22 protein-coding genes and 2 pseudogenes are annotated in these 24,235 nt (G+C 38.8%); 13 read left to right on the top strand and 11 right to left on the bottom strand.

Features of this window, described 5'->3' with window-relative positions; genetic code table 11:
• Positions 1-250: 250 nt before the first annotated feature.
• On the bottom strand, positions 251-682 hold the full coding sequence (locus AC5JMK_RS09975; RefSeq protein WP_096674349.1) for a CAAD domain-containing protein: 432 nt from the start codon (positions 680-682) through the stop codon (positions 251-253).
• Positions 683-939: 257 nt separating this feature from the next.
• Positions 940-2,076, bottom strand: coding sequence for a cob(I)yrinic acid a,c-diamide adenosyltransferase (locus AC5JMK_RS09970; protein WP_096674350.1), 1,137 nt, complete (start codon positions 2,074-2,076; stop codon positions 940-942).
• Between the two features lie 346 nt (positions 2,077-2,422).
• Here AC5JMK_RS09970 and fraC point away from each other — a divergent pair, with 346 nt between their 5' ends.
• The 3 genes from fraC to AC5JMK_RS09955 all read left to right on the top strand — a co-directional run bounded on the left by fraC (position 2,423) and on the right by AC5JMK_RS09955 (position 5,046).
• Positions 2,423-2,959: a filament integrity protein FraC gene (fraC, locus tag AC5JMK_RS09965; RefSeq protein WP_495909981.1), complete on the top strand. Its 537-nt coding sequence runs from the start codon at positions 2,423-2,425 to the stop codon at positions 2,957-2,959.
• Between the two features lie 285 nt (positions 2,960-3,244).
• Positions 3,245-4,258, top strand: coding sequence for a septal junction protein FraD (gene fraD / locus AC5JMK_RS09960; RefSeq protein ID WP_096674354.1), 1,014 nt, complete (start codon positions 3,245-3,247; stop codon positions 4,256-4,258).
• An 8-nt stretch (positions 4,259-4,266) separates the two neighbouring features.
• Positions 4,267-5,046: an ABC transporter permease gene (locus AC5JMK_RS09955; RefSeq protein WP_096674355.1), complete on the top strand. Its 780-nt coding sequence runs from the start codon at positions 4,267-4,269 to the stop codon at positions 5,044-5,046.
• Positions 5,047-5,179: 133 nt separating this feature from the next.
• Here AC5JMK_RS09955 and AC5JMK_RS09950 read toward each other — a convergent pair whose 3' ends face one another.
• The 3 genes from AC5JMK_RS09950 to AC5JMK_RS09940 all read right to left on the bottom strand — a co-directional run bounded on the left by AC5JMK_RS09950 (position 5,180) and on the right by AC5JMK_RS09940 (position 7,809).
• Complete coding sequence (locus tag AC5JMK_RS09950; RefSeq protein WP_495909980.1) at positions 5,180-5,800, bottom strand: pentapeptide repeat-containing protein; 621 nt, start codon at positions 5,798-5,800, stop codon at positions 5,180-5,182.
• A gap of 435 nt (positions 5,801-6,235) precedes the next feature.
• Complete coding sequence (locus AC5JMK_RS09945) at positions 6,236-6,814, bottom strand: DUF981 family protein (protein WP_096674359.1); 579 nt, start codon at positions 6,812-6,814, stop codon at positions 6,236-6,238.
• Positions 6,815-6,915: 101 nt separating this feature from the next.
• Positions 6,916-7,809, bottom strand: a complete 894-nt coding sequence (locus AC5JMK_RS09940; RefSeq protein WP_495909979.1) for a carbohydrate ABC transporter permease — start codon at positions 7,807-7,809, stop codon at positions 6,916-6,918.
• Positions 7,810-7,830: 21 nt separating this feature from the next.
• On the opposite strand from AC5JMK_RS09940, the gene purN reads away from it, so the two are divergent.
• Complete coding sequence (gene purN, locus AC5JMK_RS09935; RefSeq protein ID WP_096674363.1) at positions 7,831-8,496, top strand: phosphoribosylglycinamide formyltransferase; 666 nt, start codon at positions 7,831-7,833, stop codon at positions 8,494-8,496.
• Positions 8,497-8,555: 59 nt separating this feature from the next.
• Here the strand turns inward: purN and AC5JMK_RS09930 are convergent, their stop codons facing one another.
• The 5 genes from AC5JMK_RS09930 to AC5JMK_RS09910 form a co-directional block, all read right to left on the bottom strand.
• Positions 8,556-9,119: an HdeD family acid-resistance protein gene (locus AC5JMK_RS09930; RefSeq protein WP_096674365.1), complete on the bottom strand. Its 564-nt coding sequence runs from the start codon at positions 9,117-9,119 to the stop codon at positions 8,556-8,558.
• Positions 9,120-9,275: 156 nt separating this feature from the next.
• A complete protein-coding gene (locus tag AC5JMK_RS09925; RefSeq protein WP_096674367.1) occupies positions 9,276-9,857 on the bottom strand; it encodes a CPBP family intramembrane glutamic endopeptidase in 582 nt (193 codons plus the stop codon).
• A gap of 122 nt (positions 9,858-9,979) precedes the next feature.
• A complete protein-coding gene (locus AC5JMK_RS09920) occupies positions 9,980-11,041 on the bottom strand; it encodes a DUF3326 domain-containing protein (protein WP_495909978.1) in 1,062 nt (353 codons plus the stop codon).
• Positions 11,042-11,137: 96 nt separating this feature from the next.
• Positions 11,138-11,314: a DUF8621 family protein gene (locus AC5JMK_RS09915; RefSeq protein WP_495909977.1), complete on the bottom strand. Its 177-nt coding sequence runs from the start codon at positions 11,312-11,314 to the stop codon at positions 11,138-11,140.
• 137 nt (positions 11,315-11,451) lie between these two features.
• Positions 11,452-11,766: a 2Fe-2S iron-sulfur cluster-binding protein gene (locus tag AC5JMK_RS09910; RefSeq protein ID WP_096674371.1), complete on the bottom strand. Its 315-nt coding sequence runs from the start codon at positions 11,764-11,766 to the stop codon at positions 11,452-11,454.
• A 784-nt stretch (positions 11,767-12,550) separates the two neighbouring features.
• Between AC5JMK_RS09910 and AC5JMK_RS09905 the strand changes: the two genes are divergently transcribed.
• The 9 genes and pseudogenes from AC5JMK_RS09905 (at position 12,551) to AC5JMK_RS09865 (ending at position 20,029) form a co-directional block, all read left to right on the top strand.
• Positions 12,551-12,946: a hypothetical protein gene (locus AC5JMK_RS09905; RefSeq protein ID WP_495909976.1), complete on the top strand. Its 396-nt coding sequence runs from the start codon at positions 12,551-12,553 to the stop codon at positions 12,944-12,946.
• Between the two features lie 139 nt (positions 12,947-13,085).
• Complete coding sequence (locus AC5JMK_RS09900) at positions 13,086-14,042, top strand: DUF4351 domain-containing protein (protein ID WP_495909975.1); 957 nt, start codon at positions 13,086-13,088, stop codon at positions 14,040-14,042.
• Between the two features lie 58 nt (positions 14,043-14,100).
• Positions 14,101-14,373, top strand: a pseudogene (locus tag AC5JMK_RS09895) (DUF4351 domain-containing protein); the annotation flags it as partial.
• A gap of 241 nt (positions 14,374-14,614) precedes the next feature.
• The gene (gene acnB, locus AC5JMK_RS09890) at positions 14,615-17,305 is read left to right on the top strand and encodes a bifunctional aconitate hydratase 2/2-methylisocitrate dehydratase (protein ID WP_495909974.1); all 2,691 of its coding nucleotides are present in this window, start codon (positions 14,615-14,617) and stop codon (positions 17,303-17,305) included.
• Positions 17,306-17,418: 113 nt separating this feature from the next.
• Positions 17,419-17,508, top strand: a complete 90-nt coding sequence (locus tag AC5JMK_RS09885; RefSeq protein ID WP_495909973.1) for an element excision factor XisH family protein — start codon at positions 17,419-17,421, stop codon at positions 17,506-17,508.
• A gap of 147 nt (positions 17,509-17,655) precedes the next feature.
• Positions 17,656-17,859 (top strand): element excision factor XisH family protein, encoded by a 204-nt coding sequence (locus AC5JMK_RS09880; protein ID WP_495909984.1) that lies wholly within the window; start codon positions 17,656-17,658, stop codon positions 17,857-17,859.
• A gap of 1 nt (position 17,860) precedes the next feature.
• A pseudogene (locus AC5JMK_RS09875) lies at positions 17,861-17,998 on the top strand (element excision factor XisI family protein); the annotation flags it as partial.
• 259 nt (positions 17,999-18,257) lie between these two features.
• Positions 18,258-19,352 (top strand): DUF262 domain-containing protein, encoded by a 1,095-nt coding sequence (locus AC5JMK_RS09870; RefSeq protein ID WP_495909972.1) that lies wholly within the window; start codon positions 18,258-18,260, stop codon positions 19,350-19,352.
• Positions 19,352-20,029: an MAE_28990/MAE_18760 family HEPN-like nuclease gene (locus AC5JMK_RS09865; protein WP_495909971.1), complete on the top strand. Its 678-nt coding sequence runs from the start codon at positions 19,352-19,354 to the stop codon at positions 20,027-20,029. The genes AC5JMK_RS09870 and AC5JMK_RS09865 overlap by 1 nt, the downstream gene beginning before the upstream one ends.
• Positions 20,030-20,504: 475 nt before the next feature.
• Here the strand turns inward: AC5JMK_RS09865 and carB are convergent, their stop codons facing one another.
• Positions 20,505-23,822: a carbamoyl-phosphate synthase large subunit gene (gene carB / locus AC5JMK_RS09860; RefSeq protein ID WP_495909970.1), complete on the bottom strand. Its 3,318-nt coding sequence runs from the start codon at positions 23,820-23,822 to the stop codon at positions 20,505-20,507.
• Positions 23,823-24,235: the final 413 nt, after the last annotated feature.

The raw sequence follows: 24,235 nt of genomic DNA, 5'->3' as shown, positions 1-24,235 counted from the left end.
TTCTCATGATGTAATCTCTTTGTACTTCAATTTGAAGTGCGGAATGTGGGTTACTAAATCTTCTGTACACAACAATATCCCCGACTTATTCAATAAGTCGGGGATCTGATTCTCTAAATGAAACATATTTTTATCAGATATGCAGGCATAAATAAAAATAATTAATAAATCAAAAAAGAGAATTTATTTATTGCCTACTGTTAATTAGGAATGATGCAAATTTTAATTTATTTGCATTAAATTACTTAAATTAACCCAAAAATTGCTGTTTAACAGAGTCAATTTCTGCTGCTAATTCTTGGCGAGTGGATTCTTTCATGAGATAGCGAAAAACAAACCAACTAGTGTAAATAATACCAATTAACTCCAATACTGGCTGTGCTAGCGGAATATCATTGATTGCATCCAGTACAGCCAGGATAATTTTAGCAGTCACAACTGCTGCTAGTGACCAAGCCAGAATGATGAATATCTGTTTGTATGCTTGAAAAAAATTAGTGAAGTTTTGGGACAATTCCTGCCAAAAACTTGCCAATTCTCTAGTAATCAACTGAAATTGACTCTCAGGTTCTTGGGCTGGAAGTAACTTTGGTAAGTTTTGATTATCTGAACCTTCAATTGCTGCCACAGCTTCTGCTGAGGTAACATCATTGTATTGTTGTTGCTGTACTTCGGTTTCCATAGGTTGGTGAGGTGATTTCGTTGCAATGGAAAACTATAATTGCAGTATCTCCTAATTTAAATTGTGCAGTTTCATCTTAATTTTTCATCAAACTTTTGACATACTTGTTTTTTCTTCCGTGAGAAGGAAGATTTATCAGTTATCAGTTTCATCAAAGACGCGAAATTATCCTGCGGGATCTTGCTACGCGTCTCTAGAACCCCAAAAATATGATGTGAAGTACCCCAACTTGCTTCGCTACTGATAACTGATAACTGTTAAAAATCTACTCCCCGCTTCAGTTCCACACCTTGATTAGCATAATGTTTATGGCAATACACTTCAGAGTGAATGCTAGCTAGGTCAAAATAGGCTGGTTGATTTTGGCAGCGACCAGTGATGATAATTTCGGTATGACGAGGTTTGCGGAGTAAAGCTTGAACAATTGGTTCTACAGGTAGTAATTCCAAGTCAACTGTGGGGTTGAGTTCATCTAAGATGATGGTTTTATAAAGTCCAGATGCGATCGCAGTCTTAGCAATTTCCCAACCTCGTTCTGCTTCCACATAGTCTAATTCTTGACGAGAATTACGCCAAACGATCGCATCTCTTCCGCAACGTTGATGATCCATCACATCTGGATACGACTGTTGCAAAGCTGCTAATGCTGCATCTTCAGTATAACCACTACCACCTTTAAGCCACTGCATAATTAATACACGGGTAGAACCTGGATGATTAATCCCTCGACCGATTGCTTGTAAGGCTTTCCCCAAAGCACTAGTAGACTTACCTTTTCCAGCACCTGTGTAAATTTCAATACCTTCAATCAAAAGTGCGCTTGCAGTTGGATGGTGATGGGGTTTCATTTCCGAGTGTAAATCCGCAATATCTAGCAACTTTTGCGGTGCTGCGCGACCAGTTGCAATAATTTCTAAATCTTCAGGTTTGGATGTGAGTGTTCGTACCACCTCATCCACTGATAATAAACCCAAATCCAAGACAGGGTTAATTTCATCCAAGACCACAACTGAATATAAACCAGAAGCGATCGCACCTTTTGCTACGTCCCAACCCCGTGTAGCTTCATATCGATCAAAAGATGTAATTTCATCTGGTCCAAAAAATTCTGCTCTTCCGGTGCGAACTTGATCAATTAAATGGGGAAATCCGCGTTGCAAAGCTGCGATCGCTCCATCTTCATCATAATCTCGTTCTGGCCCTTTTAAAAACCGCAGCAGCAAGACGCGGTTGGAATTGCTCGGTGTATTGATTCCCAAGCCAATTGAGCGTAAAACGACTCCTAAAGCTGCTTGGGATTTACCTTTACCTGCACCATCATAAACGTGAATTTGCCCTGTAACTCTTTGTTGACGCACTTGTGCTGTGCGAATTCCAATCCCGTTCCTTGTCATTTGACTCAAAGCTGTAAGTGGCAGTTTTTTATCTTACCCAAGGTTTTATATCAGAAGGTAGGGGGAAATGTACCGTCTTAAAAATGGGTGTGGGGGTGTAAGGGTGTACGGGTGTAGGAGGAGTCACATTTTCATACCCAATAACCCTCATCATTTGATTAGGTTGCGGCTATACTTTTTTAAGTCATTCAAAAAAGGGGTAAAAGAGTGAGCAAATAAAGGTATGAGAGAGAAAATTCTCAGACCATAAGTCCAGATTAAAGAGTGTTAATCCGAAGAGTATTGCCTTTAAACCCTGATACTCTTATAACCGATAGTTAAATCTAGCAACTACCTGTTTCTGCTTATGTTTGATTTGCCTCTACTTCCCAAAGTAGTACCCATTGGTGCAATTTTGTTTAGTTTTTTATTTTTGTTGGTTTCGATTCCGTTAGAAGCTTATATTTTAAATTCAGTTCTCAAATTTGATAAAAGAACCTCTAGCTTTTATGCTATTTGCATGAATTTGTTTTCCAATGTAGTCGGTTGGATAATCTTTTTTTGGATAGAGCCATTCCTGTCTATCAGATTGAGAACAAGCTTAATGAATTTGATTTTCTTTGATCAAATACTGCCTAGCATGATAAATTTAATGATTTTGACTGCCTTTATCGTTTTTTTTGGAACTTTTGTCGTCAAATCATTGATTTTAAGACTGGCGTTAATTTCAATGACTGACTTTTGGAAAAGGCAAGATGAATCTGATGCTCAAAAGGTTTTATCTCGTAGGGAATTTAAAATGAGACTACAAACAAAAAATATATTCACTAATGTATTAATAGCCAATGCACTCAGTTACACTGCGGTTGTTTTAATTCTATTTTTGATTATCAGAATTGTCTAAATTCCATTCATGAAAATTTGGTTTATAAACTAAATCTTAAATATACAGCAGATTTCAACAAGCGTGAGGTACGGAAGAACCTCACCCGCGCACGCGCACCCTCCTCGCTTGCGCTTAGGGTTGGGAAGGGGTGTACTCCATTTAGATGCAAAGCGCTGTATCAGAAGTGCTAAGGTAAATCCGAAGTAGAAAGTAGTGTATGTAAAAGTCTTGCTATCATCACACCACAAATGAAAAACAAATGTTTCTAATACAACATCTTACTAGTCATGTAAAGGTTGCAATATGGAATTAATTAGAGATTTATTAGGTGTTTTCGGTTTTATTGGGGGTATTTACGACGATATTAAAGATTTTTTTCTTCCCAAAAGAGCTTTTGCCTGGCAAACATTAATATATTTAAGTATTTTTTCTTGGTTAATGTCTTCTCTATCTACAGGCTTTGTAAAATCGGCAATAGCCCTTTGTGGTTGGGTATTATTAATTGCAGGAACAGCTTGGTATACAACTGAAAATCCTGTAGTTATTCCTGGTACTAATATGCCTATTGGAGCATTAGTAACCGGATTTTTAGTGAGTGCTTTTGCTTTTAGAGAGTCAGGACAAGAAATTACAACTAGAACAATTGTTTTCTGGCCAACAATTTCCGCATTAATTACAGCAATTCCAGAATTTTTTGAAGGAACTGGAACGGAGTTTAGCACTCAGGTTCCTAAAATAGAAGAACGCCAAAAAATTATTATTTTGGTTGCTGTTTCGATGGTAATTAGTTGTTGGTTGCAGTTCGGGTTTGTAGTAAATAAATGGTTAGACGAGTTTCCAAGTTTACAGACAGACAATATTAAACCTACTTTTGTACTTAGAACAGAACCACAACTCAGTAAAACCCCAAAAAATGGTAGTTTAATTCTGAGCAAGCTTGAGCCAATAGTAAAAGAACAAATAGCTAATAGACCTTGGTCTGAAGTAGAACAGTGGTTAAAAAGTGCGAATGCGAGAGTCGATAGTTTAGGTAGAGAAGCAATAGAAACAAGCTTACGTGAATTTGACGAAAAGTCTTTATGGCGCACTGAAGCACGTATATCTAGTCTCGATCAGAAAAATCCTGACATCTATAAATTGGATTTACTGAGTGTGTGGAGTGGCCCCACTTCTACTGGACGTGAGTATTATCTGAGAAAAACTTGTCGAGTAGAACCAATTAATGTTTCTAGCAGACCAGATCAAGTATTAAGAGTTGCAGAAATTGCATGTGGTCGCACTAGCAACCGCATCATAGGTTCACCACCTGCGCTGTGAGGTTTTATATGAATTTTGGCAGACTCTACGTTATAGCAACGAATGTATTTCGAGAAGTAGTGCGCGATCGCATTCTGTTTATGATCGGCTTCTACATCATTATTCTTTCCATTGCTATCTACTTCCTTCCTCAATTTGCTGCTACCGCAGAAGATAAAATGTTTCTCGATTTTGCTTTGGCGACGATGAATCTTCTTGGTTTAATTGTCGCCATATTTGTTGGTACAGGATTGATTAACAAAGAAATTGAGAAACGGACTGTTTTGGTTTTAATTGCTAAACCTATTAGCCATAGTGAATTGATAGTTGGTAAATATTTAGGATTATTGATATTGCTAGCAGTTTTACTTACTGCTATGACAATGATCACTCTTGTGTTTTTGCTCTTCAGTCAAGTTTCCTACTCAATAGTCAGTATTCTAATTGCTGTATTTTTTTTATTTTTGCAGTTGTCTTTAATGACTGCTGTTGCTATTACCTTGGGTGTGTTTACTAGTTCATTATTAGCAACCGTTTTAACATTTGCTGTGTATTTAATGGGGAATATTAGTCGAGACGTATTAAAATTAGGTCGTCTTAGTTCTAAGCATGGAATTGAAACATTCACTCAAGCTTTATATCTTATATTGCCAGATTTATCTAGATTAGACGTAAAAAATGATGCTATTTATGGTCTGGCTGCATTGCCTAACTCAATAACACTAATTAGTAACATTGGTTATGGCTTACTGTATATCCTGATGCTGTTAGCGATCGCTATCCTCATTTTTTCCCAACGAGAGTTTTAGGAACGGGAACAGGGAACAGGGATCGGGGATCGGGGAAAAGGGAAAGGGGAGTTTGGGGAGAAAAATTACTTCCTTGTCTCCCTTGTCCCCCATCTCCCTCTTATCAATTTTTAATTGATAAGTTCCCCGTTCCCTATCTTCTAATATCTACTCGAATAGTTCCGTCGGGCATAATTGTTTCATAAAGTTTTGCATTTTTGAAATTGGCATTTTCAAGATTAGCTTCACTTAAATTTGTTGCCATAAGATTAGCCCATTTTAGATCTGCACCTGTTAAGTTGGCTTGATTAAAATTAGCTTCTATTAAAATAGCTCCACATAGCTTCGCTTCGGTGAGATTTGCTCTGACTAAATTAGCTTCAACTAACGATGCTTCAATTAATTGGGCTGTACTCAAATTAGCTTCCCTTAAGTCAGCATTACACAGAGAAGCATTCCATAATTTACTACCATTTAATTTTACTCGCCACAAACAAGCGCCACACAAATTTGCTTGAGTTAAATCAGCTTGACTTAAATCAGCATCAGAGAAATTTACTTGTTGTAGATTTGCTTCTCTGAGATTTGCACCAGTAAGTATCGCTCCACTAAGATTTGCATTACGTAAATCTGCTCCTTTAAAATTAATTCTGCTTAAATCAATTCCTCTGAGGTCAATTCCACTTAAGTCACACCCACTAAAGTCTCTACCTTCAATATTTCTATCTGTGATTTGACTTAAAACTTGCTCTTGCTTGTCAGCATGATTTTTCATGATATTTACCCCTAATTGTGCCTAGATGTAGTAGTAGGGGCGAAGCATTTGCTGATAAATATTTTTATAAAACAAATCAATAGTCATCTCAATGCTTCGTCCGTAAAGTCACGCAAAAATTGTTACCAAGAATCAATGTTCCAAGTAACTCCGTATTCCGAATGATGAATTCCAAATTGAAGTGGTTTCATACGCTTGTTCGGAACAAGTGTTCAATTTTGCCCTGATGATATATGTATCTTGAGATTACACCCGAAATCTTTATAAGCTAGATAGCAAATCAAGAGAAAATCCAAAAAAATCTCTTATCAATCGTGAAAACCATAATAGTACGTTCTTAATGAGAATTTTCTGTCAAAATACCCTGATAAAAATCAGGGAATGTTTATAATCTAGAACTTTTACTTTCATGCGATCGCTAGCATTGATACATGTTTATGGTGTTCGCATTGGTAATGGTTTCCAATTAGAATATTCGCCTAGATGATTCCAGTATGTAATATAACCGACAAAAGCAAAAATGAGGGCAGCAATTACTAACAAAATTGCACCAAACAAGCGCCACTTACGATTTGTTTTTAGATACAGAGTTGGTGCAGCAAAAACTCCACCTAATCCCGTTAAAATAAATCCAATTCCTGAGAGAAGTGGATTTCGTGTCAAATTCAGATTAATTATGCGTACCCCAATTACAATCGCAGCAAGTCCAGCAAAAAAGCCATAAATTGTAACTGTGAGCAAATCCCATCCCAAGGCTAAGGCTAAAGAAGCAGACAAAAATAAAATACCGAACAATACCGTCATTTCACCATAAGCAATGTTGAAAACTCCCCCTACTGGCCACGTAAAAGTCATGTGTAAACCAGTAACTAGTGCGATCGCCCCTGTCATCCCAAATCCAGGAATCCACCGTTTTTGATAAGCGTGATCTAGGCCAAAATACACATAGCCAGCTAAAAGAAATAGTCCGGCTACCATATTAATCAACATCAAGGTGATATAGTTAATAAACATTTATCTAGATGTAGATAGCATTAAACTTTTATTTGAGTATAAAATTACCTCATTTAAAATCTATAGCTAGAAGCATTTTTCAAACATCCTCTTAAAAGCTTTTAACTCTCCTCATTCCAGGTTTGTAGCTGCAAATATACCAGCACCAGGGTCACTGCAAATAATACCGTTGCTGCGGCGGCTGCATAACCAAAATCAAATTGAGCAAAAGCCTCTTGGTAAATGTAGTAAACCATTAAATTAGTAGAATTTAGAGGACCACCGCCAGTCATCACATAAACTTGCTCAAAACTTCGTAATGTAAAAATCATCGTGGTAACGATCGCAAAAATTAAAGTTGATTGCAATCCGGGTAAAGTAATATACCAAAACTTTTGCCAACTATTCGCGCCATCAAGTTCCGCAGCTTCGTATCGACTGGGAGGAATAGTTTGCAACCCTGCTAAAAACACTACCATATTAAAGCCGAGTTGTTTCCAAATACTCAAGATAATCAGTACTGGCATTGCCCACACAGTACTACTTAACCAAGGAATAGCTTTAATACCAATAATATCCAATAGGGTGTTAACTATACCATCATTTTGAAATAACCAACGAAATCCCAAACCACCAGCAACTAGAGAAATTATCGAGGGTAAAAAATAAACACTGCGGATAAATCCCCCCAAAGGTAAAGCTTGATTTAACAATACTGCTATTCCTAAAGGAATCACCAGACTAGGAATCACAGTAGCAAGGGTGAAATAAATAGTATTAAAAATAACTTGCCAAAAATCTGAGTCAGATAACAGACGCCAATAATTTTTTAAGCCTACCCAGTGTGTACCACCAGAAGTGAAAATACCACTGGTAAAACTAAGATAAAACAAATAGGCAATTGGCCAAAGAATAAAAAGACCTAATAAAATCAGTGCTGGAGTCAGAAAAAACCAAGCAGCAACGCTATCATTAGCCAACCACGACTGACTAGATTTACTATATATTTTTGGCATCTATAAAATTAACCTGTCGTTATGACACTCCGCCCTGATTCTATCTTTAGCCTGGTTTCTCCTCAAATTCAAGACACATTTAGTCAACACAAGCCTATAAAATTGGGAATCATGGCTTCGGGAAGTGGTAGTAACTTTGAAGCGATCGCCCAAGCCATCAAAGATGGGCAACTCAACGCCCAAATTCAAGTTTTAATTTACAATAATCCAGATGCCTATGCCGCAGTCCGGGCTGCTAATTGGGATGTACCTGCTGTACTTCTCAATCACCGTGATTATAGTAGCCGTGAAGAGTTTGATTGGCAAATTGTCCAGGCTCTACAGCAATATGATGTGGAATGGGTAATTATGGGTGGTTGGATGCGACTAGTAACACAAGTATTAATTGATGCTTTCCCATACAAGATTATTAATATTCATCCCAGCTTGTTACCCAGTTTTAAAGGTTCTCGTGCCGTAGAACAAGCTATAGCTACTGGTGTCAAAGTTACTGGTTGTACAGTGCATTTAGTTTGTTTGGAAATGGATAGTGGCCCGATTTTAATGCAAGCAGCAGTTCCCGTTTTACCTGATGACACACCTCAAACCCTTCACGCCAGAATTCAGATACAGGAACACAAGATATTACCGCAGGCGATCGCACTAGCAGCACAACAAGCACAGATGGGAGACACGGGTAATAAGTAGTTATACTTGTCACCCGTGTCTCCCATGTCCTCGTTCCCTGTTCCCTAACCACTTAACAATTACACAGTTTGATCGGAAGGATTTAAAGTAGAACGCCCATTCAACGACAGCATCACGCGAGAAACACCAGTGAACAGAACACTAGCACCAACCAGTGTTCCAAGCAGCCAAGGTGCATTGAAAGGCCACTGGAACCAGATCATTCCACCTAAAATGAGGGTAATAATTCCGTCGGAAAGTACCCAAGTCCAGTTTTGTTGTGGGCGCAACTTGAATGCTAGGATTAGCTCGAAAACACCTTCAGTTAATAAGAAGCTACCCAATAACAGAGTTAGTGTCAAAATACCAGTGCGAGGATAGATAAACAGCATCACACCTGTAGCGATGTAAAGACCACTCAACAGAATTTTCCAAACAAATCCGCCTTGCTCACGGGTATTATACGCGTAGAATAGTTTGGCAAACCCAGCAGAAATCAGAATGACCGCAACCCAGGTTTCAGCAAAAATAGTTGAGACAACAGGTAGTGCGATCGCAATTATTCCCAAAACACTCAGGATAATACCCATCCATAGCGATCGATTATTATTTTTGTTGAGGTTATCAGAAATGTTGGTTGTCATATAAAAAATTTTCCCCTAGCTGAGAATAAACCTACAATCAGGCTAGAAAATTTCTCAGCAAGTAGGAAATAACCCTAAGATAGACTCCGAGTTGTTTGTGGTAATATATTCAACTCTATTTTTGACGTTGGGAAAAAGCAGGAATTATTGTAACAGTTAATACCTCCCTACTTTCCACAAATAACTAGAAATAATGTTTGTAAAAACATGAGCAATAATTGGCACTAACAAATTACCACTGAGGATGGCGCTATATCCCAATATTAGTCCCACAATACTTGCCCAAATCACATACGGCCATTGTTGGGAACCACTCAAATGCAACACCCCAAAACAAAGACTCGATACGATGACAGCAGCATAATCTAATCCAAAAGCTGGCAACATTACACCACGAAATAATAATTCTTCACTCAATCCTGGTAATAATCCCAACCAAATTAAATCAGGGAAAGCTAGGGGTTTGAGAACTATTTCTAAGTAATAATTGGCACTCCTACGATAAGGAGGGCAAAGTTGATAAGCTAAACCACTCAAACCAGTAATACTCAAGCCTAAACCTACGCCCAAAAGGAAATCTCTTAAATTCCACGTTAAAGGCATCAGGGTAAAACTGCCAAAATACAACCATAGTTTGGCAATAATCCATAAAACTACAGCAGTTACTCCCATCGCCACCAGTACTTGGGTGCGTGTCATGTATGGTATTTCTGGCTCTTGATTTTCTGGTTGAGTCACGGAATTGGGGATTGGGGATTGGGGACTACCGCTTCGCGGAATTAAAAATTAAAAACTAAAAATTAAAAATTAAGAATCTTTTTGACTTTTGACTTATGGCTTTTAACGCCACTAACTACTAACTAATTATTTAAACAACGCAAAGGCGAGATATCAGGATTAAGAGCATAGGAGTTAATGCCTGCTTTATGGGCAACTAATACGCCCACTGCTTCTAAATATGAGTTTACCTCTACTGATTTTATCCCTAAAGGTTGGGGAGGAACTTGAAGCAGAGTATGATTTTCTCGAACTGTGACTATTAGAGATTGCGTCTGGCTGAGATTTAGTAAGGCGCTACTGCCACATGCGCTTGCTGGCACAATCACAGCATCTACTTGATTAGCCCAAATTTCTGTTGGTTCAAGTATTTGCTCAGTCTCCCTCACGATAAATTGGGGTGCGCGACTTAAACCAACAAGAACGCTTGGTAGAAAAGTATAACCTAATTCTTCGGCAGCTGAACGGGGAGATAAATCGGGATCTAGGGATGGAGGTAAAAAGGCTGGCGCATGAGCGCAAGGAATGTGAAACTGTCGCACTAATAAATGGCTAATCACAGCTTCAGCGCCAGCAATTGGATCTACACCTTTGCCGTGACGGTAGTTTTGATCTGCTTGTTCATCGATATAATCGGGGAAACGAGCCACAACTGCGATCGCTTCTGCCCCAGCTTTGTTAATTAATACTTCTGCTGCCCTTAGTAAACTATCTGGATTACCAATTGTTCCCCAACTTGCACCAGAGGTAGATGTACGTAGTTCTACGTTTAAAGGTGCATCGGTAACTACATAATCTGTTAAAGATAATCCTAAAGTTGCCCTAGCTGCGTCGGCTGCTTGCAGGTTTCGCAGGCGTAATTCTGGTTCTATCCCTTGGTCTAAAAGCAAACCAATCCGATTTTGATGGACGGGACGTAAACCCCAGCATTCAGCAGCAAATTTGTCAAGCCCATAACCTTCGACATAGAAAGCATTGGGGAGATTCCAATATAAAGTCGCACCATTCATGACATTGGGGTGAGTGATCAGGCGCTCGCAAACCTGGGCGATAGTTTTGGCAACGGGTAATGCATCGCCTGCATAACCACCAATTGCAGCTCCAATGCCAGTAGGTACAATCAAAATAGCAGTGTATGGACGCACAAATAATTAAAAAGTAAAAAGTAAAAAGTAAAAAGTAAAAATAAAAAATGGCTAATAGCTAATACCAATTAATAATTAGCTATTAGCCATCAAAAATTAAGCATTAGTGGTGACGACAGCTTCCACAGTTGCTTTTTGTTGGGGAACATCTACAGAAGTAATTGCCCAACGTAAGGGTTCACCTTGTTTTTTTAGTTCTGCTTCAATGGTTTTTTGTAATTCTGTAGGAGTTTCTTGGAGGTTAATTTCTGCGGTGATAAAATGAGTTGTCATTGTATTTGTTGGTTGTTAGTGGATAGTGGTTAGTATAAAACAACTAAAGTTCGTAGTAAGGACTTGAGTATTTATTTTTTAAGCACTTTAGTGCTTACTACGAACCCTTCATTCAAGGTGCGTTAGCCTACCTAACGTTATTTACCAAATTGTAATTGATAAACTGTATCTTCTTTTTCTGTGGCAATTTTTAAATCGGAACGAGGATAAGCAACACAAAGTAAGACGTAACCTTGTTCTTGAAGGTCTGGACTAACGCCCATGCCCTCACTTTGGTCTACTGTACCGGAAATAATTTGACCAGCGCAAGTTGTGCAAACACCTGCATGACAGGAACTAGGTAATTCTAACCTCTGTGCATCTGCAACTGATAAGATTGTTTGATCTTCGGGAACTTGCAAAGTATGAGTTTTGCCTTGATGGTGAATTTCAACGGTGTAAGTCTTAGACATATACTATTAAAGATGCGATACAACAGACAAATTGGCGTTGCTGAATGCGGTATGAATCCGAATGTAGAGACACGATATATCGTGTCTCTACAAAGATTTTGGCATTACGCAAAATCATTTTCATACATGAAATCAGCAATGCCGACAAATTTATTATTTTATCTGAATTAGTTAAAAATATTGCAGACATTAAATAAAGTTTGGATTTTGCTTGGGTTGGGGTATTCTACCAGAGTTCTATAATAATCACAGAGAATTTTTCAGAATTTTATAATGCACTCACAAACAAACTTTTGTCATCAATCTTACAAGGTTAACCCTTAAAGTTACAACATTAAGCCTTACAGATAGAACATTAAGCCTTAAGATTACAATATTAAGTCTTACAGCCATAACATTAAGCCTTAAAGTTACAACATTAAGCCTTAAGTAGGGTGCGTTATGGCTTTAGCCTAACCGCACCAGCAGATCATATTGGCGTGTCTAGACTAAAATAGTGCAATAGAAAAAGTTCGTAGTAGGCGCTGTCTTCGCAGAAAAACTAAAAATCTAATACAACATTTTAGCCTTGATACGCTAGTAAGGTGGAATATAGAGACGTACCTTAGCGAAGCCATGCGCTACAGGGGGATTATTTCCCTAAAAATCAACCTTTGGTAACTCAATTCAGAGAAATTACGGTCAAAAATAAAACCATTTGCTAAAAAACTGTGCTTTTTGCTGAACTAGAATCCAGATTAATTGAGCCAAAATAGCTCGATAAAGCTTTTAAAAGTGTAAATTTATGCCCCGAAAAAAACGTAGTTCCCGGATTCTAAAAAAAGCTCAGTTTAGAGTTGCTGGATTGAAAGCTATTGATCCAAATCTCAATTTTGATGAAACTTGCAATTTGCGAAACCTGACGCAATTAATAGAACAGTTTCACAATATGCTTGATGAGTATAACGCTGCTGTAGCTCTAGTTGACTCTTCTAAAACAAAGCTGGATGAGATGGAAAAAATATTAAGTCAAGTTTCAGATAAAATGCTGTACGGGGTTGGTTTTAAATACGGCAAAAACAGCAATGAATATGAACTTGCAGGCGGGGTTAGAGAAAGCGAACGTATCCGTAAAAGCAGATTGACACGTTTGAAATCTAATCCAGATAAAACATCAAATGAAAATACAATAACTACTTAGTGATTCATTGCATTAACTATGAGGAGTTATAGATACCCGACTTTTTTAAATCGGGGATCTATGTTTCTTATGAAAGATTCAGAACTGCTATAGAATAAAACTTTGCATTAACCTAGAAATTCTGCAATATTAAAATTGAATGACCCGTTTTATACATGATCAATTCGCCAAAGACTACCTCGAAGAATTATTAAAAGATTACGGAGAAGTCAAAGCATCAGAGAAAGTATCAGGAGAGATTAAAGAAATAGATGTTTTATTCACTCCTGCAAAACAGCAAAACTCTAATTTACAAATACTGGGTTTGCTAGGAAAATTTGCAGAAAATCCTGCCATCATCGAACCCTTCCGCAATCCGGCTGCTAGCGATGAAATCTGCGACTGTATTCTCAAATTATTAGAAGTCAAAGCTTTATTGCGACGAGAAGCCAAAGCCAACAAAACTAAACTTCAGGACTCAGAAATTCCCAAGTTGTGGGTTCTGACTCCAACAATATCCGAAACTAGATTGTCTAGTTTTGGAACTATCCAAAAGCAAGGTTGGTCATCAGGAGTGCATTTTCTCCCAGAAGCCTTGCGGACAGCTATTGTGGCGATACATCAACTACCAACCACACCAGAGACATTATGGTTGAGGCTTTTGGGTAGAGGAAGTGTACAGTCACAAGCAATTATCGAGTTGCAAGCGTTACCATTAAATCATCCATACCAACAAGCAACCCTCGAATTAGTTTACAACTTGCGCGAAAATTTGAGAGTAAATCAAGAATTAGAAGCAGATGATCGGGAGTTAATTATGCGTTTAGAACCACTTTATCAAAGAGACAGAGAACAAGCCAAAGAAGAAGGAAGACAAGAAGGAAGACGAGAAGGAAGACGAGAAGGAAGACAAGAAGGAAGACAAGAAGGAAGACAAGAAGGCGAACAAGACTTAATACTACGTCTATTAAATCGTCGTATTGGTGAAATTGATGCGTCATTAATCGAGCAAATTAAAGGGTTATCAATTGCACAGTTAGAAAATCTAGGAGAGGCATTGTTAGATTTTTCCAGTGTTAATGATTTAGAAATTTGGTTAAACCAACAATCAATCTAATTCATTTTGATTTATTGAGTCCTTCTCGTAAAGTATGTGTTTTAGAAGCAGATGTTGGGAGTTAATTATGCGTTTGAAACCACTTTATCAAAAAGACAGAGAACAAGCCAAAGAAGAAGGAAGACAAGAAGGAAGACAAGAAGGAAGGCAACAAGGCAAACAAAACTTAATCCTACGTCTGCTAAATCGTCGTATTGGTGAAATTGATGCATCATTAATCGAGCAAATTAAAGGGTTATCAATTGCACAGTTAGAAAATCTAGGAGAGGCATTGTTAGATTTTTCCAGTGTTAATGATTTAGAAATTTGGTTAAACCAACACTCAGAATAAGTTATCAGTTTTATATATTATGGGTAAAACAATTAATCCCTTAATAGTAAATGTTGTGGCAATTAAAATATCTTCGTTTGAATTGATACTTAAAATTTAGTTTTAAGTATCAGATAAAATTATTAATAAGCAATTACACAGTAAGGCTTTCAGCTATAAAATAAGGTAAGCTTTTATAGCCAAGTCTTGCCTAAAAATATTTCATAATTAAGGGGAGAACATCCCAACGGAGAATACAAAAATGCTAGAACAATACCGTCAACACGTCGCCGAAAGGGCAGCATTAGGAATTCCCCCCTTACCGTTGGATGCAAAGCAAACATCAGAACTGTGTGAATTACTTAAAACCCCACCTGCGGGAGACGAGGAAAATTTACTGCATTTATTGCGCGATCGCGTATCTCCTGGAGTCGATCCAGCAGCTTACGTCAAAGCCGGATTTCTGACTGGAATCGCCAAAAAGGAAATCACCAGCCCTCTGATTTCACCAATCGAAGCAATACAATTGCTGGGGACAATGGTAGGAGGTTACAACGTCCAATCTTTAATTGAGTTGCTACAAACTTCCACCGTCTCCTTCTCAGATTCTTCCGAAACACCCCTAGTGATGGGGGGAGAAGGTAAAGAACCAATCGCAGCTTACGCCGCCGCAGCCCTCAGCAAAATCCTGCTGGTGTACGATGCTTTCCACGATATCTTAGAATTATCCAAGGTCAACCCCTTTGCTAAACGGGTAATTGATGCTTGGAAAGACGCAGAGTGGTTTACAGTTCGTCCCGAAGTACCACAAGCAATAACTGTCACCGTCTTTAAAGTTCCTGGCGAAACTAACACCGACGACTTATCACCAGCTACCGAAGCCATGACTCGCCCGGATATTCCTTTACACGCCTTGGCAATGTTAACATCACGGATGCCTGGGGCGTTGGATACCATTGCCGAATTAAAGAAAAAAGGACACCCCATCGCCTACGTAGGAGATGTCGTCGGTACTGGTTCCTCTAGGAAATCTGCCATTAACTCGGTACTTTGGCACATCGGTAATGATATTCCTTATGTTCCCAACAAACGAGCAGGTGGATATGTTTTAGGTAGTGCGATCGCCCCCATATTTTTCAATACTGCTGAAGATGCTGGTGCTTTCCCCATCCAGTGCGATGTCACTAAGATGGAGACGGGGATGGTGATTACTATCCACCCCTACAAAGGTGAAATCACCACACATGTAGAGACGCGCCATGGCACGTCTGAGGAAGTAATTTCGACATTTAGCCTCAAACCCGATACCATTTTAGATGAAGTACGTGCAGGCGGACGTATTCCTTTATTAATTGGACGCACTCTTACCGATAAAACCAGACTTGCATTAGATTTAGAACCCAGTCCAATCTTCACCCGTCCCCAACAACCTACTGACACAGGTAAAGGCTACACCCTCGCTCAAAAAATGGTCGGTAAAGCCTGCGGTTTACCTGGTGTGCGTCCCGGTACTTACTGTGAACCGATCATGACTACCGTTGGTTCCCAAGATACCACTGGGCCAATGACGCGGGATGAATTGAAAGAACTCGCTTGTCTTGGTTTCAGTGCAGATTTGGTAATGCAAAGTTTTTGTCACACTGCTGCTTATCCTAAACCAGTTGATATCAAAACTCACCACGAATTACCAGACTTTTTCGCTTCTCGTGGTGGTGTGGCTTTGCGTCCCGGTGATGGTATTATTCACTCGTGGTTAAATCGGATGCTATTACCAGATACCGTAGGAACAGGTGGCGACTCTCATACTCGTTTCCCCTTGGGTATTTCCTTTCCTGCTGGTTCCGGGTTAGTAGCATTTGCGGGGGCGTTGGGTGTGATGCCTCTGGATATGCCAGAATCAGTTTTGGTACGTTTCAAAGGACAATTGCAACCGGGTGTAACTTTGCGGGATATTGTTAACGCTATTCCCTACGTTGCGATTCAAAAAGGTTTGCTAACGGTAGAAAAGCAGAACAAGAAAAATGTTTTTGCTGGGCGGATCATGGAAATCGAAGGCTTACCAGATTTGAAAGTTGAGCAAGCTTTTGAATTTACCGACGCTACAGCCGAACGTTCTTGTGCTGGTTCTACAATCAAACTCAGTATAGAGACTGTATCTGAATATCTGCGTTCTAATGTTGCTTTGTTAAAAAACATGGTAGCGCGGGGTTACGGCGATGCAAAAACGATTATGCGCCGTGTTGCCAAAATGGAAGAATGGTTGACGAACCCGGTATTAATGGAAGCAGACCCGGATGCGGAGTATGCGGAAATTCTCGAAATTGATTTGAACGAAATTAAAGAACCAATTGTAGCAGCACCCAATGATCCTGATAATGTGAAATTATTATCAGAAGTTGCAGGCGACAAAGTTGATGAAGTATTCGTTGGTTCTTGTATGACGAATATTGGTCATTATCGTGCTACTGCCAAAGTATTGGAAGGTGCAGGCGCAGTCAAAACCCGCTTATGGATTTGTCCACCCACCCGCATGGATGAACACCAATTAAAAGAAGAAGGTATGTACGGTATTTTTGGTGCTGCGGGTGCGAGGACAGAAATACCCGGTTGTAGTTTATGTATGGGAAACCAAGCACGAGTTGAAGATGGTGCAACGGTGTTTTCCACTTCTACCCGCAACTTTAATAATCGCATGGGTAAGGATGCGCGAGTGTATCTTGGTTCAGCCGAATTATCAGCAGTTTGTGCGTTATTAGGGCGCGTTCCCACACTCCAAGAATATATGGATATTGTGGCGAAGAAAATTCATCCTTTTGCTGGGGATTTGTATCGGTATTTGAACTTTGATCAAATTGCTGGTTTTGAGGATGAAGGTAGGGTGATTGCGTTGGAAGATATGCCTAAGATTGAGGATATTTTGGGAATTCCTGCTGGTACTTTGCGTACTCCATAATTAAAGTTAGGGTGGGCTATGCTCACCCTATTTTGTTAGTGGAAATGCAAGATATAAGCATATTATCAGAGCTAGTGATACTTACCTAACACGACGAATTCATTCTCATATTAATGCCAGCAAAAGATATATACCATAATGCTGTTAAACAAGCTCTAATTAAAGATAGCTGGACAATTACAGCTGATATCAAGTTCGGATAATTAGTTATACTTCCCACAGTCATTGCACCCCACCCCTTAATCCCCTCCCCGCACGCGGGGAGGGGTGGTTTTGGCGTTAGACAAAACCGGGGTGGGGTTCAAAGGGGATTATAAGTAATCAAGCGAACCTGATATGATCCTTATCCAATTAAATATGAAGAAGTTAAACTGTTTGCGGATCTTGCTGGAGAAAAAACCATTGCTGCAAGTAGACAAGGAAAACAAATTGTTATTGAAATTAAAAGTTTTCTGAGTCGTTCTCCTATGCGTGATTTTGAAACTGCATTAGGTCAGTATCTTATTTATAAGGCGTTACTTACTATTGAGCATCCCAAACAGATTTATATTTAGCAATATTTACATTGAAGAAGATTGGACTGAGGAAGGAATAGCAACTGAGTTATTAAGGGAAGGTGTGCCGAAAGAGGATATTGTTTTAGCTTTTTATGATCCAGAAACTCGTAAATTGACTGAATTTCCTGTTGCTTGAATAATTTCTAAACAGGAGCAGGTTTTGTTGGTATGATTTAGGCTAAGGTAGGTTTTGACTTTAGGAAATGATATGATTCCTGTGGAAAAGATACCTAAGCTTGATAAAATTAGGGTTTAGTATAATTATGAGAGTGTTTTTTTTGAGACTCACCTTTAACTTAGCCCCGGTGTAAAATTTTGTCAGATTAGTTTAATATAAATTACTTTAATAATAAAAACTCTAAGTTTCAACATCCACAAAAACAAATTGTAAAATCATGTTGACTCAATTAAAAATCACAGATGAACGCAAAGAAAATGCTGAAATAGAAATTCGTGACAAAACAAAGCGTGTTGACTACAACACTTTAGAATACCCTATAGAAGTAATCATTCAAAAATATTTAGATGGAAGGGATGAAGATGAAAATGAGTTGTTTATTCCAGACTATCAACGAGAAATGTCTTGGGATGAAGATAGACAATCAAAATTTATTGAATCTTTAATTTTAGGTTTACCAATACCTTACATTTTTGTTGCTGATATATCAGGAGCAGAAGATTTAGCACGTTTAGAAATTATAGATGGTACGCAACGTATTCGCACTTTAACTAAATTTATTAACAATGAACTTAAATTAAGAAATCTTGAGAAATTAAAAACTCTAAATGAGTTTACTTTTGCAGATTTACCGCTACCACGCCAAAGACGTTTTAAAAGGACTACTATTAGAATGATTATATTAACAAAGGAAGCAGATGAAGAAATCAGAAGGGATCTTTTTGAAAGAATTAACAGTGGTAGCGTCGAATTAAATGAAATGGAGAAACGCAGGGGAGGTAAACCAGGAAAGTTTTTAAATCTAATTGAAGAATTATCAAAATATCAACTATTTTTAGATTTATGCTCTTTTACTGAAACGGAAATCAATAAAAGAGACCCACAAGAATTTGTTTTACGTTTTTTTGCATTTTTAAATAATTATCAAAACTATTCTGATTCAGATAGAAAAGTCCATAAATTTTTAAATAACTATTTAGAACAAGAAAATCAATCTAATTCATTAAATATTGATGCAATGAAAAGTGAATTTTATTTAGTGTTAGATTTTATAAAAAAGTATTTTCCTGATGCTTTACATATTTATAGAAAAACAAAAAAATGCTATGAACCGACAACTAGAATTAAGTTTGAATCAATTTGTGTAGGTATTGCTCTAGCATTAAGAGAAGATCCAAATCTAAAGCCAAAATCAACTGATTTTTTAGATAGTCAAGAATTTAAAAAAACTACTGCATCTGATACATATAGTTCTCAAAATAAAGTCACTAATCGTATTCATTATGTTCGTGATCAGCTTCTAGGTAATTAATGAAAAGTACATTATTTAAAGATTTTGATGAACGCGCTCAAGAAGTTAGTAGATATTTTTTATTTTTGAAAAATTTAGAACAAGGTTCAATTAAATTAAGCATGGGTAATGCTAAGAATACAAAAACCAAATCAATAAATAATGACTTAGAAAAAACTCTTAAAGCAACAGGATTTTTATTGCTTTATAACCTAGTTGAATCCACAATGCGTAATGCAATTACAACTATTTTTGATGAATTTCAAAATAAAAATATTTCTTTTGATGATGTCACAGATAAAATAAAAAAAATTATTATTAAGAATTTCAAAGATAATAAATCAACTGATACTTTTTTACAAAAAATAAACAATATTTCATGTGATATAATATCTTGCAGTTTTGATAAAGGAAAATTGTTTTCAGGTAATCTTGATGCAAGAAAAATACGAGAAACCTCTGAGATCTATGGTTTTTCATGTAAAACAAATGCTAAGAAAACTAAAGACGGTAGCGATTTGCTAACAGTTAAGACTAATAGAAATGATTTGGCACATGGTTTTAAATCATTTGAGGAAGTTGGTAGAAATGCTACTGCGGACGAATTATTTGAAATTCAAAAAAGAGTTATTTGTTATTTAAAGGCAATATTAGAGAATATAGAGAGTTATCTATCAAATCAAGAATATTTACAATAGTTAGTTTATGATGAATTAGGAGTGCTACCTTTGGTAATTGGTGCGATCGCACTCCCAATTCCTCAATAAATGCTCAACTCTGTTTTTGTTGAAACTGACTCATTAACCAAGTTACAACCTCAGATTGGCTCATTTCCCGACTACACGCAGGTAAAAAGAAGTCCGCCTGCGCGGACTTAGTTTGTGCAGCCCAGACTTCCAGTCTGCGGGGATTTTAAACTGCATCTAATCCCGATCCTCGTCCACTAGTTTTGGCAGAACTATACACCTGCAACGCGACTGCATACGCTTATCCTCCTTTTTCCCCAATCCCCGATTCCCGCACTCTGTGAGAAGCCCTTCACCCTTCGCCAAGTGCTTTATTATGCCGGGGTAGACGCGTAGCGGCTTCTGAAAGTACCCGTCCACGTCCACCGCACTGGCTCACCACTTGCGCGTCTACGCGTAGCGTCTGGTCTGGAGAATCCCCGATCCCCTATGAAACCATGCAATAATCTTGAATACCCTTAACATCCAAGGTTGTGTTTTGCAGAGAACGGATAGCAGCAACGGTGGCTTTGGCACCAGCAATGGTTGTGATAATGGGGATTTTATAAGCTAAGGCTGTACGGCGAATCAGCCTAGCGTCGCTTTGGGCTTCTTCTCCAGAAGGTGTATTAATAATTAGTTGAATTTTGTGATTTTTAATCGCATCCAACACATGGGGGCGTCCTTCGTGGAGTTTTAATACCAACTCAATTTCTAAACCATGTTCATGGAGAACACGCCGTGTACCGTCGGTAGCCATGACGGTAAAGCCCAAATCTATAAATTCTTTGACCACTGGTACTGCTGCTGCTTTGTCGCGATCGTTCATTGAGACAAATACCGTACCACTTAAGGGTAAACGTTCGCCAGCAGCTAATTCTGCCTTGGCAAAGGCGCGTCCAAAGTCACTGTCTATACCCATAACTTCACCAGTAGAACGCATTTCTGGGCCAAGGATAGTGTCAGTACCGGGGAATTTATTAAATGGTAATACAGCCTCCTTCACGGCGATATGGGATGGTATGACTTCCTTTGTAAAGCCAAGTTCTGCCAAAGTCCTACCCGACATAATTAAAGATGCCAGTTTTGCTAAAGGTACACCTGTAGCTTTTGAAACAAATGGCACAGTCCGAGAAGCACGGGGATTAGCTTCTAAAATATATACTTGGGGCGATTCAGTTTGAGAACCGACAACAGCAAATTGGATATTCATCAGCCCGATCACATTTAATGCTTGTGCTAATTGCACCGTCCACTGACGAATCTGATCAAGAACTGTTACTGGTAGGGAAATAGTAGGTAAAGAACACGCCGAGTCTCCGGAGTGGATACCCGCCTGTTCAATGTGTTCCATAATCCCACCAATGACGACTCTACCTGTGCAGTCTGCGATCGCATCTACGTCTACTTCGATCGCATTTTCCAGAAACTTATCGATTAAAATCGGGTGTTCTGGTTCCACTTGCACCGCAAAAGTCATGTAACGCTCTAATTCTGTATCAGAATAGACTATTTCCATAGCTCTACCTCCTAACACATAGCTAGGACGCACTACCACCGGATAGCCAATGCGTTTGGCAACAATCAATGCATCTTCATAAGTACGAGCAATACCATTTGCTGGTTGAGCAATATTTAATTCTTTGAGAATCTTCTCAAACCGTTCCCTGTCTTCGGCCATATCAATCGAATCTGGAGAAGTACCCCAAATTTTAGTGATCGGGGATTGGGGATTAGGAATTGGGGATTGGGCATTTTCCTCATTCCCTGATTCCCGGTCGCCAGTACCCATTCCCTTCAAATATTTCTGTAATGGTACAGCCAACTTCAAAGGTGTTTGTCCACCAAACTGCACAATTACACCCACAGGATTTTCTGCCTCAATGATGTTTAAGACATCTTCTTTTGTCAGTGGTTCAAAATAAAGGCGATCGCTTGTATCATAATCTGTTGACACAGTTTCCGGGTTAGAGTTAACCATGATTGTTTCATAGCCTGCCTTCTTGAGTGCAAAGGCTGCATGACAACAACAGTAGTCAAATTCAATTCCCTGACCAATCCGGTTTGGCCCGCCACCCAAAATCATGACTTTGGGTTTATCCGTAGGCAAAATTTCTGTTTCTTCTTCGTAGGCTGAGTAGTAGTAGGGAGTAAACGCCTCAAACTCAGCCGCGCAGGTATCGACTGTTTTATATACCGGGATGATACCTAATTGTTTGCGGTATGCTCTGACTTCATCTTCTGTGGTTTTGCTCGCATAGGCAATCTGGCGATCGCTAAATCCTTGACGTTTTACCCCATACATCTGCTCTTTTGTCAAGCTCTGTAATGGCGTCCGCTTCAGGAATTTTTCGATTTCCAATAGTTCCTGCATTTTGTCGAGGAACCAAGGGTCAATCCCGGTTAATTCGTAGATTTCTTCAATACTTAGACCTAATTGCATAGCATGGCGCACAGCAAAAATACGATCAGGATTGGGTGTCCGCAGTTGAGCGCGAATTTGTTCACCACTGGGGAGTTTTTCTTTGATGTCGCATCCCCAGCCAGCGCGTCCTGTTTCCAGAGAACGCAAGGCTTTTTGGAACGACTCGTTAAATGTCCGTCCCATAGCCATTGCTTCCCCTACGGACTTCATTTGTGTGGTTAGTACTGGTTCAGAACCGGGGAATTTTTCAAAGGCGAATCGGGGAATTTTGGTGACTACGTAATCTATAGTCGGTTCAAAGGAAGCAGGGGTTTTCTTTGTGATGTCGTTTTTAATTTCATCCAAAGTGTAACCGACAGCTAATTTTGCTGCCATTTTGGCGATGGGGAAACCAGTTGCTTTACTCGCCAAAGCCGAACTACGAGAAACACGGGGGTTCATTTCAATTACAACTACTTCCCCATCCACCGGATTGACGGCAAACTGAATATTAGAACCACCAGTTTCTACGCCAATCTCGCGGATAATTTTAATTGCCATATCCCGCAGCCGTTGATATTCTTTGTCGGTAAGGGTTTGGGCTGGGGCGACGGTAATTGAGTCTCCAGTATGGATACCCATAGGATCTAGGTTTTCAATTGAGCAGATAATCACGACGTTATCTGCTAAATCGCGCATGACTTCCAGTTCGTATTCTTTCCAACCCAGCAGGGATTGGTCGATCAGAATTTGCGATACAGGTGAAGCATCAATTCCTGTCTGGGCCATTTCCGCAAATTCTTCTTCGTTGTAAGCAATCCCACCACCAGTCCCACCCAAGGTAAAAGCAGGACGAATAATTAAAGGATAAGTACCGATGCGGTGGGCGATCGCTTTTGCTTCTTGTGATGATGAAGCTGTTCCACTCGGACACACCCTGACGCCTATTTTGGCCATAGCGTCGTTAAACAGTTTTCTGTCTTCGGCTTTTTCAATTGCTGGTAACTTCGCACCGATTAACTCAACGTTGTACTGTTCCAACACTCCAGTTTTTGCCAAAGTTACAGCAATGTTAAGGGCGGTTTGTCCTCCCATTGTTGGTAATAAGGCGTTGGGGCGTTCTTTGGCGATTACTTTTGCGACTAATTCGGGCGTTAATGGTTCAATGTAGGTGCGATCGGCTGTTTCCGGATCGGTCATAATAGTAGCAGGGTTGGAGTTCACCAACACTACTTCATAACCTTCTTCTCGCAACGCTTTACAAGCTTGGGTTCCAGAGTAGTCAAACTCACAAGCTTGTCCAATTACTATTGGGCCTGACCCTAATAGTAGAATCTTTTTTATGTCATCACGACGGGGCATAGTTCTTGCTTTGGAGTAAAAGAATACAAATCTTGATTATTTTAAGGGTCTTTGCTACCCACTACTAATGCTGTCTATTATCAACTTTTCTAGATTTAATCATAGCCACCAAGTAAGAAAAAGCTACTCTTATTGATTTTTCTGGTATTTCCAGGATTTTATATAATTACTTCCTGTTGATCACAGCAATAAGACAAGGTTATGGAAGTCTCACGAAGAAAAACACAGTTAAATTACTTTTTTCATTTACTTTTTATATTTTTGAACTAATTTTTACTATTTTTCGATACAGAAATTACATGTAGTAATGATGCAATATTTTTCAATTGTTTTGCTGAATGTAATTCTTGTTAGTTATTTTTCTCAATACAAAGACAATGTAATTTTAACTATACATAAAGTTAAGTTTAAAA

It is taken from the genome of Pelatocladus sp. (assembly GCF_059505505.1).
Note: the sequence above shows the minus strand (reverse complement) of the source record. Positions and strands in the feature narration are given on the sequence as shown.

Bases quoted from the DNA above. Each gene is read 5' to 3' on its own strand.
- AC5JMK_RS09975 (WP_096674349.1), bottom strand. From the start codon at position 682: ATGGAAACCGAAGTACAGCAACAACAATACAATGATGTTACCTCAGCA.
- AC5JMK_RS09970 (WP_096674350.1), bottom strand. From the start codon at position 2,076: ATGACAAGGAACGGGATTGGAATTCGCACAGCACAAGTGCGTCAACAA.
- fraC (WP_495909981.1), top strand. From the start codon at position 2,423: ATGTTTGATTTGCCTCTACTTCCCAAAGTAGTACCCATTGGTGCAATT.
- fraD (WP_096674354.1), top strand. From the start codon at position 3,245: ATGGAATTAATTAGAGATTTATTAGGTGTTTTCGGTTTTATTGGGGGT.
- AC5JMK_RS09955 (WP_096674355.1), top strand. From the start codon at position 4,267: ATGAATTTTGGCAGACTCTACGTTATAGCAACGAATGTATTTCGAGAA.
- AC5JMK_RS09950 (WP_495909980.1), bottom strand. From the start codon at position 5,800: ATGAAAAATCATGCTGACAAGCAAGAGCAAGTTTTAAGTCAAATCACA.
- AC5JMK_RS09945 (WP_096674359.1), bottom strand. From the start codon at position 6,814: ATGTTTATTAACTATATCACCTTGATGTTGATTAATATGGTAGCCGGA.
- AC5JMK_RS09940 (WP_495909979.1), bottom strand. From the start codon at position 7,809: ATGCCAAAAATATATAGTAAATCTAGTCAGTCGTGGTTGGCTAATGAT.
- purN (WP_096674363.1), top strand. From the start codon at position 7,831: ATGACACTCCGCCCTGATTCTATCTTTAGCCTGGTTTCTCCTCAAATT.
- AC5JMK_RS09930 (WP_096674365.1), bottom strand. From the start codon at position 9,119: ATGACAACCAACATTTCTGATAACCTCAACAAAAATAATAATCGATCG.
- AC5JMK_RS09915 (WP_495909977.1), bottom strand. From the start codon at position 11,314: ATGACAACTCATTTTATCACCGCAGAAATTAACCTCCAAGAAACTCCT.
- AC5JMK_RS09910 (WP_096674371.1), bottom strand. From the start codon at position 11,766: ATGTCTAAGACTTACACCGTTGAAATTCACCATCAAGGCAAAACTCAT.
- AC5JMK_RS09905 (WP_495909976.1), top strand. From the start codon at position 12,551: ATGCCCCGAAAAAAACGTAGTTCCCGGATTCTAAAAAAAGCTCAGTTT.
- AC5JMK_RS09900 (WP_495909975.1), top strand. From the start codon at position 13,086: ATGACCCGTTTTATACATGATCAATTCGCCAAAGACTACCTCGAAGAA.
- acnB (WP_495909974.1), top strand. From the start codon at position 14,615: ATGCTAGAACAATACCGTCAACACGTCGCCGAAAGGGCAGCATTAGGA.
- AC5JMK_RS09885 (WP_495909973.1), top strand. From the start codon at position 17,419: ATGCCAGCAAAAGATATATACCATAATGCTGTTAAACAAGCTCTAATT.
- AC5JMK_RS09870 (WP_495909972.1), top strand. From the start codon at position 18,258: ATGTTGACTCAATTAAAAATCACAGATGAACGCAAAGAAAATGCTGAA.
- AC5JMK_RS09865 (WP_495909971.1), top strand. From the start codon at position 19,352: ATGAAAAGTACATTATTTAAAGATTTTGATGAACGCGCTCAAGAAGTT.
- carB (WP_495909970.1), bottom strand. From the start codon at position 23,822: ATGCCCCGTCGTGATGACATAAAAAAGATTCTACTATTAGGGTCAGGC.